Below are 14,114 nucleotides of genomic sequence, written 5' to 3'. Positions count from 1 at the left end.
ACTCTTAGGCCGTTATTTCGTGTATGTAGGATAACCCACAAGACTTACCATTTTGTTGGTTCATGCTATTAAATCTGGCTATTGAACTCGTAATTCAATTATGAGTTCAATAGCCGGAGGGTAAATCATCCATCTTTCTTTATGGAAGAAAATAGGTATTTAAATCAGAACGTTATTGCCTAACAGTTGAGTAGTCTTTAATCTGGTCTAAAAGCTCCATAGATTTACGTATAGGATTCCACTCAATTCCATTAAAAATCAATTTGAACCATTTTTTGTCTCTATTTTCGTATGAAATATTCCGATATAACCAGATGGAAAGAAGAGTAAATCCAGCTGTGAATCCTATTTGTAGCGTATAAAAGAGAATGCCGCCACTTTCTATGAGAGATTGGGTTAGGTAAAAGGTAGTCCAGACTGGAAGCTGAAGAAAAAGAATACGGGTAACCCAGATAGTAGACGCTTGCAAGTGGGCTATCCTTTCCTGTGTAGTCAGAACAGGTTCATCGATATCTACAAGTTCAATAAGAACCCACTGATACAGATAGACGCCTATCGACAGTTTGGTAAGCAACACCTGAATGCCTGCCGAAATCAGAAAAAAGGGACTGGCTACAGGAAATAGTAATACAATAAGTGTATCTACAAATACTACCCATAAAATGCCTGCCAGAATAGCGAAAATTTTTAAAGGTCTCATCGAAGTTAGAAACGAGCGAACTTTTATTTTGGTAATATCCTCAGCATTTTTTCGGTTTAGCAACAGGTTTTCGTTTAGTTTCTGATCATACGACTTCCAGATAGTAAGAATATCAGTGTTTTCCATATGTTTAAGTATTTATAGTTGAAAATTTTTGTTTAAGCTGTTGTTTTATTCTGTATATTTTAGTTGATACGTTGGTAGACGTAATACCAAGAATCTGAGCTATTTCTTCCTGTGGAGTATCTTCCAGATAAAGAAGCATCACAGCTCGGTCTATCTCTTTGAGTTCTTTTATGAATACCTGAAGTCTTTCTATATCTACATGGGTATCTTCTACTTCGGTTTGCTCATAAAGATGAATAACCTCTGGTAATGAATGATTGATCTGATGTCTGCGATGTTCCTTTCGATAAAAAGAAATAGAAACATTGAGTGCAATGGTATACATCCATGTGGAAATTTTGTAGGTTGGATCATATTTTTCAAAAGCAAGCCACAACTGGATAATAATCTCCTGAATAAGATCTTTTCGATTCTCTTTATCTTTACAATAGGAGTTGGCTATTTTATAGATAATACCTTTGTGAGTGTCTATCATATCCAGAAATGCCTGCGCATTGGGTTTTATTGTCATCCTGTTTCATATGTAAAATAGTGAGTACAAGCTTGTTTGTTATTGTATACAATTATTCGCATAAGGTTAAGAAATATCACATCTTACAAAGGTTTTTTGTAGAGGATAGCTAGTATGTAGATTATCTGCCGACTAGAATAGCTGATTTTTAAGTGTGTAGTGTGATACATTTTGTAATTGTTTCAAAACTTATCTGCTTGTATAAAGTTATCTGGGTACATCTTTTTATCAAACAGGTAAGGGGTATGTATCACTAGAGCCTTTGACAGATAACTTTACAACGTTTCAAATACTATGCAGAACGAATGGGCAGAGATTTTTATAAAAGATTTAGATTGGACAATAGTGTTTCAAATAATAGTGAGAACATTTATTATGTTCTTGCTGGTGATTACTTTTTTGCGTTTGTCAGGCAAGAAAGGAATTCGCCAGTTATCCCTTTTTGAGGTGGCAATTATTATTTCGCTGGGGTCTGCTGCAGGAGATCCTATGTTTAGTAAAGAGGCAGCCATTCTGCCTTCACTGATTGTGATTGTAACTGTATTGGTGTTTTATCGGGTTATTATCTGGCTCACAAGCAAAAGTGAGAAGATAGAGAGTATGTTGGAAGGCGATCCTATTTATATTATTGAAGAGGGAGAGTTTATACTGACTAACGACAAAGATGCTCAATATGCCAAAGATGAATTTTTTGCAGAGATGCGTCAGCAGAATATTGAACATCTGGGGCAGATCAAAACAGCTATTCTGGAAACCAATGGGACTATTAGTTTTTTCTATTACCCGGAAGAAGAGGTTAAATATGGATTACCTGTGATGCCCAAACTATATGTGCAGAAGGTACAATCTATACCAAATAATGATCCCTATGCCTGTTCCTATTGTGGTCGTGTTATAGAGGAAACACATTCAATAAAAGCTTGTACCAAATGCCATAAGTCCGAATGGGTTGCTGCTATTAATACTCTCCGCATTACCTGAACAGCACAATTACATCATATCAGGAATTAAGCTAATGTAGCATTACCTGATAAGTTAACTGTCTAAGAAGTCATTTGGCAGCCTATTCTCCTTTTAGTACTTGGGCAGGATTGATTCTGGCTGCAATAAACGTTTGAGAGCTAATCAGTCCCAATGCTAGTAGAATAACAGCTACAACACCACTTGCCATTTCCATCCATCCAATGGGAGAGTGGTAGGCAAAATGTATAAGGACTACACTGTCAAAAAAGAAATAGGTTACAGGTAAGGCAATCAATGAAGCCAGTAGCAGCAGAAAAAGAAAGCTTTTTCCCATCTGATACATGAGGCCTGCTTCACTAGCTCCTAATACTTTGCGAATGCTAATTTCTTTTAAACGGGTTTCTGTTGTAAAGACTACCATTCCCAGTAGCCCCAGGGAAGCAATACAAACAGATAAGAACGTAATAAATCCGATTACTCTGATCATAACTGAAAACTGACGATAAGCCTTTTTGATCTGATCGTCATAGAATTCTGCTTCCAGGGGATGAACCTTATCAATTTTTTGCCAGGCATTCTCTATATGTGCCATAGTAGTAGAGAGATCTGTTGATGTGATTTTGACATTCAGATATCCGTTCTGTCCGTCAGCTGAATAACGGAACATTACTGGTTCTAAGGTGTTCATTACTGTACCATAATGAAAGTCTTTCACTACCCCCACAATGGCCAGTTTTTTGTTTTCAACAACCAGCCATTCTCCTATGGCTTTTGCCGGATTGTTGGGTGAAATGTTAAAGCGCCTGAGAAGTTGTTCATTGACAATAATTTCGCTTTCCTGTGCTGTGTTTGCTTTAGGAGTAAAGTTTTTCCCAGCTATAAGATGATGATCGTGAAGTAGCAGATACTGCTCATCCACCATATTAAGCCATGTCATGGATGAGTCCTGTGTATCTTTGTATTTCACAGATGAGCCATGGGCACTCCCAAGACTGGTTATCATCATTGATTTGGATATGGCCTTGACTTCAGGAATTTCTCTTAGTTCTTTTTCCAGCAAAGCCGCTTTGTTCCCTTGCATACGGATATTAAGAATATTTTCAGTTGTAAATCCGAGATCAAGTGTAATAAAACCCTGATACTGTTTGTAGCCAACCAGAGTAGTTGTAATGAAAATAAGCGAAAGAGTATACTGAATCAGAATCAGCGCTTTTCGGAGATTTACATGACGGAACAATGTCCAGCCGGAAGCACCTTTGAGAACTTGTACAGGATTAATGGCAGAAAAGAATAGTGCTGGAAATAGGCCTGCAGCAGTACCCACGCCAACCGAGAAAAGGAGAAAATATGCGAATAGCTTAGGGGAGAACTCTAACGATACCAGATTGGAAATAAAAGGGTCCAGGTCCAGAAATTGCTTCTGCAAAAAATAAAATAATACGAAAGCAAAAACGAAAGCCAGTAGTGAAATTAGTGTAGATTCAATAAGAAACTGGCCTACTACATGGCTTTTCATAGCACCAATCAGTTTTCGAACGCCCACTTCACGGGAACGACGCAATGAACGGGCAATGGACAAATTGGTGTAATTGAAACAGGCAGACAGAATAACGATCAGTGCAAAGCCAATCAATACCCAAACCACTACAGGAGAAATATGAGGCCCAATGGAGTTTTGTAGCATAGGGCCAAGTGCAATCTGTTTAAGCGGTTGAAGTGATACCGAGATTTTTTGATTGATCAGTTGTTTATTCTCTGTTACATTCAGGTGATCCAAAGTAGTCTGTACAGATATCGGAGTTATATCAGGATTCAATACTATATAAACGTAATTCTGCCAGATATTACCCCAACTGTAAAACGCTGCATCTTTACTGGGATGGTTCCGTTCTATACTGGCAAAAGAGACCAGTGCATCAAACTGTAGATGAGAAAGTTTAGGAATGGGATTGGTAATACCTGTTACTTTATAGTAGGTGGTATCAAAACGGACCAGTTTTCCCATAGGATCTGCTTCCCCGAAGAGTTTCTCTGCCATTTTGGGTGTTAGGACCAGTGAATAAGGATCTTTCAGGGCTGTAGCTGGATTTCCTTTGAGTAGAGGAAAGGTAAAAACATTGAAAAAAGAAGAGTCAGCCCACATAGCTCCCATAGGAAGTGTAACCGAACCTACAATGGCATCTCCCCAAAATCCGCTTCGCAAAATGGTCAGATGCTTGATGGCAGAAGTGGTTTTTCCTATTTGTTGGCCTACTTTAACGGAAGTAGAAGCCAGATCAACAGTAGGCTGGTCGGCAGGGGTATAATGGGTAATGATGCGATAGATGTTCTCTTTATCTGCATGAAATTCATCGTAAGAACGCAAATCGTGGATAAAGGCAATAACCAGTAACCCAACCGACATACTGACGGCTAGTCCGATGATGTTGATGACAGAAAACAGCTTATTACGCACCAGATTGCGACGGGTGGTTTTCAGATAACTATTCAGCATAAGATAGTGAATAAAGAGATTGAAAAAATCAGGTTTCCGAATGGTATAAGGCCGGCAAAATTTTACTACATCCAGACAATAGATGATTTTGGCCCACCTGGTTCCATGTGTCTTGAGATTTCGCTCAAAGTATTCATTCAAATCACCCTCCAGATCTTCTACAAGATCTGTCCGGCAATACCAGTGAAGCAGGTTCTGTGCCCAGCGGGGTGGGATAGCACCAGAGGTTGCTTTGTTTAGTTTGTTCATATAGAACCTTCCAGATTAAAACCTTTTATAAGTTGCCAAAGCGTTTCACGTACTTGTCTGGTTTTGGTCAGAGCCAGTTTGCCTGCTTGTGTTACTTCATAATAACGTTTCCGCTTCCCTCCACGGGTAGCAGTTGCCTCACCCAGATGGCTTTTGAGCAGTCCTTTTTCTTCGAGTCGGTTTAATACCGCATGGACGACCCCCAGTTTCGCACTACGTTCAGTATATTTTTCCAACTCATCGCAAATAGCTACACTATAGGCTTCAGTGCCTAAGGCTGCTACTGTGAGTAAGACCAGTTCTTCATACTCTCCCAGATTGGTTCCTTTCATAGTTTGGTATAGCAGATTGGAGTAAAAGCCGATAAATAGTTAATTCATTAAATGTATGTAAAATAAAAGTTATTTCTTCTATTTTGTATGTAAAATATTTTTTCGACCTAACTATAGATATATTCCAGTTGAAAGAAAGACTTCAATAGTTGGTTTCGGTGTCTCAAAAATTCGATTTCATTTGAGATATGCTTGTGTTCCTCTTTTATATAGGAAATTGGAATCTTAATTAGCGTGATTTGTGCTGGATAAAATGTATAAGTTAACTTGTCTGTATACAAACTAGATAATGAGAAGAACTTCTTTCCTGCTATTTTACTAAATTAACCCGGAATTCTGCAAGTGAACATGGTACCTAAGGAATGACTTCCGGGAAAATATTTTCATGGTATACACTGAACAGAAAAGCTAAAATACACCCTATTCTACTCTACCACTGTTATTAACTCTAAACGAATGCATTTCCAACAACGACTTATATCTGTTGTGATTAGTTCGTTGTCATTGTTGCTGATACAATGCCAACCCCAGACAGAATTGTTCACCAGGCTCTCAGAAAATAAAACGGGTTTGGATTTTAGCAATCAGATTATCGAAAGTGAACACAACAATATCATGACCTATGAGTATTCCTACAATGGAGGAGGCGTGGCAACAGGTGATATTAATAATGATGGACTAGCAGATGTGTATCTGTCAGGAAACACTGTACCTAACAAGCTTTTTCTAAATAAGGGCAATTGGAAATTCGAAGATATTACGACCACCTCTCATCTAATAGAGAAGCAGGGATGGAAAACCGGAGTGACAATGGCAGATGTAAACGGAGACGGCTGGCTGGATGTATATATTTGTTATTCAGGCAATACAGAAAGAGAAGGTAAAGGAAAACCAGTGATCCGGGACCATCCGATGCGTGCCAATCAGCTCTTTATTAACCAGGGTTGTGAAAAGGGTGGGATTCCTGTTTTCAAAGAGCAGGCTAAAGAATTTGGATTAGATGCTGTCGGAACTTTCTCCACACAATCTTATTTTTTTGATATGGACCGGGATGGTGATCTGGATATGTTTCTGCTAAACCACGCCAATACATTTTACTCCTCTCTTTTTAATGTAAAAAAGCTTCGTGGCTTACGTCATCCCTATTTTGGTAACCGGCTCTACCGAAATGATAATAATATTTTTACCAATGTGAGTGATAGTGCACTGATTCATGGCAGCGGTTTGAATTTCGGATTAAGTGTCTCCATAAGTGATCTGAATCAGGATAACTGGCCTGACATTTATGTGACCAATGATTACGATGAACAGGATTTCTGTTATATCAACAATGGAAACGGAACTTTCCGTGAAGTATCTCATACGATATTTGCCCATCTGTCCAAAAACGGTATGGGATCAGACATAGCTGATATCAACAATGATGCATTGCCAGAGATATTTGTAGCGGATATGTTACCGGAAGACAATCACCGGCAAAAGCTTTTGAAGGGACCTGATGAATACGACAAATATTCACTGGCTGTTGACAGCGGATATCATCATCAGTATATGCGCAATACCCTGCAACTCAACCGCGGATTTGCTCCTGACACACTGCCTCGATTCAGCGAGGTGGGACAACTGGCAGGTGTCTCAAATACAGACTGGAGCTGGGCTCCCTTGTTTGCAGATTTTGATAACGACGGATTCAAAGATCTTTTTATTACCAATGGCTACCTGAGAGATTACACCAATCAGGATTTTATCCGCTATACAGTTGCCGATGCTGTGGCTCAAGCCAGGGCATCTGGCAGGGATATTCCGGTTCTGAAGCTGATTCAGGAGATGCCTTCAACCAAACTGACCAATTATTGCTTTCGTAATACAGATGGGCTACATTTTGAAAATGTAACCAGGCAATGGGGCTTTACTCATTCCTCTGTATCCAATGCTGCCTCTTACTGTGACCTGGATAATGATGGGGATCTGGATCTGATTGTCAACACACTGAATGATAAGGTAAGTGTATTTCAAAATCAGCAGGAAAAATTTGCCAAAAACAATTTTATAAAAATCAGACTCATAGGCAAAAAGCCCAATACTTTTGGTATAGGGGCAAAGGTGTGGATTACATTACAGGATAAAACGATTTATCAGGAAGCCTATTTTAGCCGGGGGTATCAGTCGTCTGTAGAACCATTGCTCACCGTAGGTATTGGCCAGTCTGCGGTGAAAGAGATTCGTGTACAGTGGCCAGATGAAAAAGTCACTATCGTATCCGCTCCATCTATCAATCAACTTATTGAGATAGAGCAAGAAAAAGCACAACCCAACTCTAAGATAGATGACTTGCTGACACATCGCATAAAGGAACCATTACTCAGCCCGGTAAAAGATGGAATTGACTTCAAACATAGTGAGAATGGATTTGTGGATTTTAAAATGCAGCAACTTCTTTCTTACCAGCTTTCCCGTCTAGGAGGCAAGCTGGCAGTAGGTGATGTAAACAAGGATGGGAATGAAGATGTGTTTCTGGGTGGAGCAGCTGGCCAGTCCGGACAATTATATCTGGGAACAGACAATGGTACACTAGTAAAGTCTGCTTCTGAACCTTGGCAAACAGATCGGGTAGCAGAAGATATAGGATCTGTATTTTTTGATGCGGACGGAGATAAAGATTTGGATCTGTATATTGTGAGTGGAGGCAATGAGTTTTCTCCTTCAGACCTTCTTTATCAGGATCGACTATACCTCAACGATGGCAAGGGAAATTTTGCAAAATCACCGGATGCATTACCTTCTGAGCAAACCAGTGGAAGTTGTGTGGTTGCCATAGACTATGATAAAGATGGTGACCAGGATTTGTTTGTGGGAGGACGAATTGCTGCCCAGCAGTATCCGAAAGTTCCCAAAAGCTTTTTGTTACGAAATGATTCCCAGCCAGGCAAGGTTCGTTTCACAGATGTAACCGCTCTGGCTTCCGATCAATTGTCAAATGCTGGTATGGTTACTGGCGCCATATGGACAGACCTCAATGCAGATACCTGGCCTGATCTGGTAGTAGTAGGTGAGTGGATGGGGATACGCATGTATATCAATCAAAAAGGGAAACTCAAAGAGTCTACCAGCAGCTTTGGCCTTCCGGATAGCAGGGGATGGTGGAGTGCTATTGCCCAGGCTGATGTAGACCAGGATGGGGATATGGATTTGTTACTGGGTAATGCAGGTATAAATATGCAACTGCGTGCTTCTGAAAAGCAGCCTTTGCGTTGTTATGGTGTAGACATCGATCAGGATGGCCGACTTGATCCACTGGTATCCTTCTATGTTCAGGATAAGAGTTATCCGTTGGCAACACGTGATGAGTTGCTGGGACAGGTAACGCCAATGCGAAAACGGTTTATTAATTATGGTGCCTATGCTGATGCTACGGTAGAAGATATTTTGTCTCCAGAATTGCGTGCTAAAACTCAGTTATTGGAAGCTGTAGAACTTCGTTCATGCTGGCTGGAAAATAAAGGTAATAGTAAGTTTGCCTTAAAACCACTGCCCGATTGGGCTCAGTTCTCATCTATTAATGGTTTTCTTTCCAGTGATTTTGATGGCGATGGAAAAGTAGAAGTATTGGCTGCAGGCAATTTTTTCCCTTACAAAGTGCAACTGGGAAGATCAGATGCCTTAATGGGTGTACTGCTTCGGTTTGAAAAGGGTGAAGTACAACCCATTTTAGACAAACCTCTCTGGTTGACAGGTGATATACGGGATATGGCCTTCATAAAATTCAAGAATACCTCTTCCAGAGTAGTGGTGTCGCGCAATAATGATTATGCCACCTTGTATGACTACAAATCTGCAAATGTCAGTACTAAAATTGTGCACAGCAAATAGAATGGATAATATATAATTGATAGGTTTTATTGCTAAATAGCTAGATAAAAAATGCCCCTGTTGATTAAGCAGAGGCGTTTTTTATTTAGATATAAAAATGAGAATTAGTTGTTCTACGGTTTGATTTTTCCCAGTGAAGGATTATAGAGTTTACTATGTATTTGTTTCAACTGAGCTTCTGGCATTTTTATCACTTTCCGGTCATAGGTCATCAAACCATTGGTTTCTACTTCTACATCAGTGGTCTGGGTATATACGGCTGCTGATAACCCTTGTCCAATCAGCTTTTCCAGGCTTTCAATAAAGGACTTGTACTTATCAAACATTTCCCCCTTGTTTTTAAAGGTTTGGTAACCCCAGTTATCTTTCTGTTGCCAGGTATGGCCTTCCAGAGGTAGACCCAAACCGCCAAACTCTCCCAATACAATTATCTGTTTGGCTCCAAACAAATCCGGACGAGGCATTGCAGGCTCAGGATAATTGTGCAAGTCCAGAATATGGCCTGCATCATAAAAGTTGCCTCCACTGGCACTATTTACAAGGCGGGAAGGATCATAGTCCTGGGTCCATTTGGTAATCTCTACTGTTTTAAATTGTCCCCAGGCTTCGTTAAAGGGTACCCACACCACAATAGACGGGAAGTTGTAGGTTGCATCCATAATCGCTTTCCATTCTGTACGGTAAATCTTTTCCGAATCAGCTGTACGCTCCTTTTCCGTAGCCCTACCTATGATGCCTGGCCTGGAATCCCATTCATTGCCCATGTCTCCGCTAGGCATATCCTGCCATACAAGCATACCCAATTTATCACAATAGTAATACCAGCGGGCAGGTTCCACTTTCACATGTTTACGAATCATGTTAAAACCCATCTCTTTGGTCTTTTCAATGTCAAACTTAAGTGCTTCATCTGTAGGAGCAGTATATAAGCCATCCGGCCACCATCCTTGGTCTAGCGGTCCATACTGAAACAGAAACTGATTATTAAGCAGCATTCTGTGTACATTCTGACTAGCCGTTTGCATGGAGATTTTCCGCATGGCAAAATAGGTTTTCACTTCATCCACTACCTTGCCTCCCCGGATCAGCACCACTGTCATATCATATAAGAAAGGACTATCGGGAGACCATAGTTTGGGATTGTTCAGTTTTAATACAGCATCGGTTCCAGCAGCAACCTCCTGCTGAGCAACAGACTGCTTGCCATCATAGGCTACCACACGCACCTTATCATTGGGCTGTGCCTTTTGCAGTTGAGCTTTAACTGTAAGTGTTTGCTGGTCAATATTGGCTGTATGACGAGTTGATGCAATATACGAGTTGGGAACAGCTTCCATCCATACTGTCTGCCATATACCCGTTACTGGTGTATACCAGATGCCATGTGGATTTTTTATCTGCTTACCTCTGGGTTGTGGTCCGTCACTGGTAGGGTCCCATACCCGGATCGTGATCTGCTGTTGGTTACCTTTGGCAAGCAGAGCGGTAATATCAAAGGAGAACGGATCATAACCTCCCTGATGGGTACCTGCTTTTTTACCGTTTACATAGACATCGGTTTGCCAGTCTACCGCTCCAAAATGCAGTAATACTGTGCCTTTTCGGAGATTAGCTGGGACAGATACCGTACGATGATACCAAAGCACACTATCTTTTCCAACGGTTTTACCTACTCCGGACAAAGCAGATTCAATTGCATAAGGTACCAGGATTTGACCGGAAAAGGCGGTAGGTAAATTTTCTGACTGCCCTTTGGGTTGAAGGGAATAGTCCCATAAGCCATTTAAATTGAGCCAGTTGTTACGAGTCATCTGAGGGCGGGGATACTCTGACAAAGGAGTAGAAGAGTTTACTTTTTCTGCCCAGGAAGTAGTGATCTTACCTTCTACTACTTTCCAGTTACCTGATTGTGCAAGCACAACGGCTACCTGAAAATACAGTAGACAAAGAGTAAAAAATATTCGTTTCATAAAGGTTGTAATTAATGAAAAGTGTTAAGGGATACAGGCAAAATGCAACTATAAAACGAATAAATAAAATTTTAATCTCGAATATAAGGCCAGGAATGCTAGTTGATTATCATTGGAAATCAGATGAAGTGTAACAGTATAAAAGATAGTTTTTGAGATTATATTACTAAAAACAGGTCAGAAGCAAATTGAAGCTTATTTATGGTGAATTTATACTCAACTTACAAGCTCAATCCTAGGTAGCCTCGATCCATTAACTGAATACTGTTTTTACTTTATATTTATGCAAACTGTTGAAGAAGAAAATTTATACCGTCTCTTGCGTTCTGAAGAAATAGAAAACATCTTACTAGGGCTAGAATTAGCTAAATCACTTCAAATCAGTATAAAAACGTTTCTTTCGGAAATAAGACTGTTAGCGGAGTGTAGTTATGTTGAAAAAGGGGTATCTATAGAAGCACAGATACTTCATGTGAATCAATGCACAATTCTGAAACTATATCAAAAAAAGTTGAAGAGTTTGCCTGAGTCAATCGACAAGCTTTTCAAATTAATGCAATTAGATATATCCTCCAATAATCTTACGACGCTACCTGACTCAATTGGGAATCTTACCCAGTTGTGGTACCTATCTGCCAATAATAATCAATTTATCCAGCTTCCGGAATCCATAGGTAGTTTACGGAATCTCACGCGTCTTTTTTTGTCAAAAAATCAACTTACAGCCCTTCCTGATTCAATAGGGCAGCTTATAGGACTGCAAGAACTACACCTGGATAGGAATCAGCTTATGGTACTTCCTCCTGCAATTCAAAGCTAAAGGATCTATACTCTTTAAATGTAGAGAAAAATCAGCTGAGCGAACTTCCTGAATGGATGAGTAGTTTGCAAAGTCTAAGGCAACTGATTCTGGCTGATAATAAACTTACTATACTGCCTGAATGGATAGGGCAGCTAACTTTGTTAACCAAATTAAATATCTCCAAAAATAATTTTACTCTGCTTCCAGACTCCATTGGCAATCTGAAACAGTTAACGCAGTTGTACCTAGGGAGTAATCAGTTAATAGAACTTCCTGATTCAATAGGAGAATTTACTCATCTAACCTATTTTTCTATATACAAAAATCAGCTTACTCAATTGCCAGAATCCATCGGAAAGTTAACCGAATTGACAGAATTAAACATTTCCAATAATGAACTTACCTGTCTTCCGGAGTCTATTGGTAGCCTGAAAAGTCTGAACTATTTAAACATTTCCAAAAATCAGCTTACTACCTTTCCTGAGTCTATTGGAAATCTTACCTATTTATGGCATTTGAATGCTTCTGAAAATAACCTCACAATCCTTCCTGAATCGATTGGACAGCTTAAAAGATTAAAAGGCCTGGATTTATCAAAAAATAAATTGACTGTACTACCCAATTTGCCAGGAATGCTAAAGGGATTGAAAAAACTAGATCTATCAGACAATCAGCTTACTGAGCTTCCTGCATGGCTGGGAAAACAAAAACGGTTAACCGATTTGGATGTATCAGGCAATCCACTCTCTGTAGCGATGCAACAACAACTCAAAACATGGTTACCTAAGTGTAAAATTACTTTCTGACAGGATGTGGTTTGTAGATCAAATGTTATGCGCAACTATATAACTACTAGGGAAACATACTGAATATGACTTGTTTGTTATCAGAGAGTTTGATGTTTTTTACTGCGCCACCTCCTTCAAAACCAAAGGCAATGCCTACCACTTCAAGATCTTGTGAGGGAAGATCCTGAGTATAGGCAACCTGGCTGTCAACAAGAAATTCGAGTTTGTTGGTTGTGGTTTGTATATCAACTTTTACCCAGTGAGACAGATCTGCTCCAAATCCGGAAAGGTCGTGAACTCGACCATCTACTAGTCCACGACCATCATATAGATGAGATGTAGACACACAACCCTTAGCAGTGATGGGTATATTGAATGGTATTCCGTTTGTTACCAAAAATACAATGGCTTTTCGGCAGCCTCCCATATTACTTATGGAACTACCCTTTACCATTGCACTGAAATTAACTTTGGTAGCCTTTACAGGCTGAAAATTACCTACATTATAGAGTTCTGCGCGATAAGGTTTGACATCTGGTCGTAGAGAACGGCGGGTATAACTGCTAACAGGAATCTCAAGCCTGTCTTTATAGACAAATTCGTTTGATTGTAAATACAGTGGCTCTGATCTCTGGTCAATAAGTCCTAGCCACCCATCTGATTGTATGAGTAGTGGATGTTTCCTGAGTAGCTGATCCCCCATTAAAAGCCTGGCTTCGTAGAATCCAGGTTTATAATAGATTGAAGTAAATGTATTGCCTTTGGCACTTACTTCTCTTTTGGTTTGCGCATCCCATGATTGTTGAATATATAGAGGTGTTGTGGAACTATCCACTTTATAGTTAAAAATAACGGTGTTAGGAATAGAGTGAGTCAGCGGTCGGCTACTAAAAACGGCGTGTGGTATTTTAGTTTTTTTGGTAAAGGGCTTATAACTCACAACACAAAAAAGCAGGATCATCGCAAGCAGAACTCCTGTCCCCAATACTATCGGTCTGGATGGTCTTTTAGTAAGTATGGGCTTTGAATCTGGTAGGGTTGGTGCTGCTTGTTTGAAACTTTGCCAGTCTGGATACCCTGCATATACAGCCAGTGCATCCAATGTCGTTTCAGTTGGTAAATGAGGGTAATGTACTTTACCTAGTACTCGTCTGAGAGTGCTTTCACTTAGATTTACACCCGTTTTCTCCAGAATAGCTTGGTTTAACCGACTGAAATTCTTTCCAGTCCATTCGTTAACAGGGCCCCAGTCGAGACTATCTGTAATGGTTTTGACTAATCTTTGGCAATGTATGTCCATCAAAATCTG

10 protein-coding genes are annotated in these 14,114 nt (G+C 39.9%); 4 read left to right on the top strand and 6 right to left on the bottom strand.

The genetic code is table 11. The features are described from left to right. Nucleotides 1-172 precede the first annotated feature (172 nt). On the bottom strand, nt 173-826 hold the full coding sequence (locus QNI15_RS03455; RefSeq protein ID WP_314030526.1) for a hypothetical protein: 654 nt from the start codon (nt 824-826) through the stop codon (nt 173-175). A gap of 4 nt (nt 827-830) precedes the next feature. Continuing rightward, nucleotides 831-1,337, bottom strand: a complete 507-nt coding sequence (locus QNI15_RS03450) for an RNA polymerase sigma factor (RefSeq protein ID WP_314000835.1) — start codon at nt 1,335-1,337, stop codon at nt 831-833. A 294-nt stretch (nt 1,338-1,631) separates the two neighbouring features. Between QNI15_RS03450 and QNI15_RS03445 the strand changes: the two genes are divergently transcribed. Beyond that, complete coding sequence (locus QNI15_RS03445) at nt 1,632-2,318, top strand: DUF421 domain-containing protein (protein ID WP_314000833.1); 687 nt, start codon at nt 1,632-1,634, stop codon at nt 2,316-2,318. Nucleotides 2,319-2,400: 82 nt separating this feature from the next. On the opposite strand, the gene QNI15_RS03440 is transcribed toward QNI15_RS03445, so the two are convergent. Continuing rightward, nucleotides 2,401-5,043, bottom strand: coding sequence for an ABC transporter permease (locus QNI15_RS03440; RefSeq protein ID WP_314030525.1), 2,643 nt, complete (start codon nt 5,041-5,043; stop codon nt 2,401-2,403). Next, nucleotides 5,040-5,375 carry a PadR family transcriptional regulator gene (locus QNI15_RS03435; protein WP_313982180.1) on the bottom strand — a complete coding sequence of 112 codons (336 nt, stop codon included), beginning with the start codon at nt 5,373-5,375 and terminating at the stop codon, nt 5,040-5,042. Before QNI15_RS03435 ends, QNI15_RS03440 begins: the two co-directional genes overlap by 4 nt. Before the next feature lie 456 nt (nt 5,376-5,831). Here QNI15_RS03435 and QNI15_RS03430 point away from each other — a divergent pair, with 456 nt between their 5' ends. Then, the gene (locus QNI15_RS03430) at nt 5,832-9,245 is read left to right on the top strand and encodes a VCBS repeat-containing protein (RefSeq protein WP_314030523.1); all 3,414 of its coding nucleotides are present in this window, start codon (nt 5,832-5,834) and stop codon (nt 9,243-9,245) included. A 113-nt stretch (nt 9,246-9,358) separates the two neighbouring features. Here the strand turns inward: QNI15_RS03430 and QNI15_RS03425 are convergent, their stop codons facing one another. Further along, a complete protein-coding gene (locus QNI15_RS03425; protein WP_314030520.1) occupies nt 9,359-11,215 on the bottom strand; it encodes a glycoside hydrolase family 2 protein in 1,857 nt (618 codons plus the stop codon). A 283-nt stretch (nt 11,216-11,498) separates the two neighbouring features. Between QNI15_RS03425 and QNI15_RS03420 the strand changes: the two genes are divergently transcribed. Continuing rightward, nucleotides 11,499-12,035, top strand: a complete 537-nt coding sequence (locus QNI15_RS03420; RefSeq protein ID WP_314000825.1) for a leucine-rich repeat domain-containing protein — start codon at nt 11,499-11,501, stop codon at nt 12,033-12,035. A 56-nt stretch (nt 12,036-12,091) separates the two neighbouring features. Then, complete coding sequence (locus tag QNI15_RS03415) at nt 12,092-12,823, top strand: leucine-rich repeat domain-containing protein (RefSeq protein ID WP_314030519.1); 732 nt, start codon at nt 12,092-12,094, stop codon at nt 12,821-12,823. 46 nt (nt 12,824-12,869) lie between these two features. Here the strand turns inward: QNI15_RS03415 and QNI15_RS03410 are convergent, their stop codons facing one another. After that, complete coding sequence (locus QNI15_RS03410; protein ID WP_314000819.1) at nt 12,870-14,105, bottom strand: hypothetical protein; 1,236 nt, start codon at nt 14,103-14,105, stop codon at nt 12,870-12,872. Nucleotides 14,106-14,114 lie beyond the last annotated feature (9 nt).

This window comes from Xanthocytophaga flava, assembly GCF_030068545.1.
Lineage (GTDB): Bacteria > Bacteroidota > Bacteroidia > Cytophagales > 172606-1 > Xanthocytophaga > Xanthocytophaga flava.
This window is presented reverse-complemented; position numbering and strand designations above follow the sequence as displayed.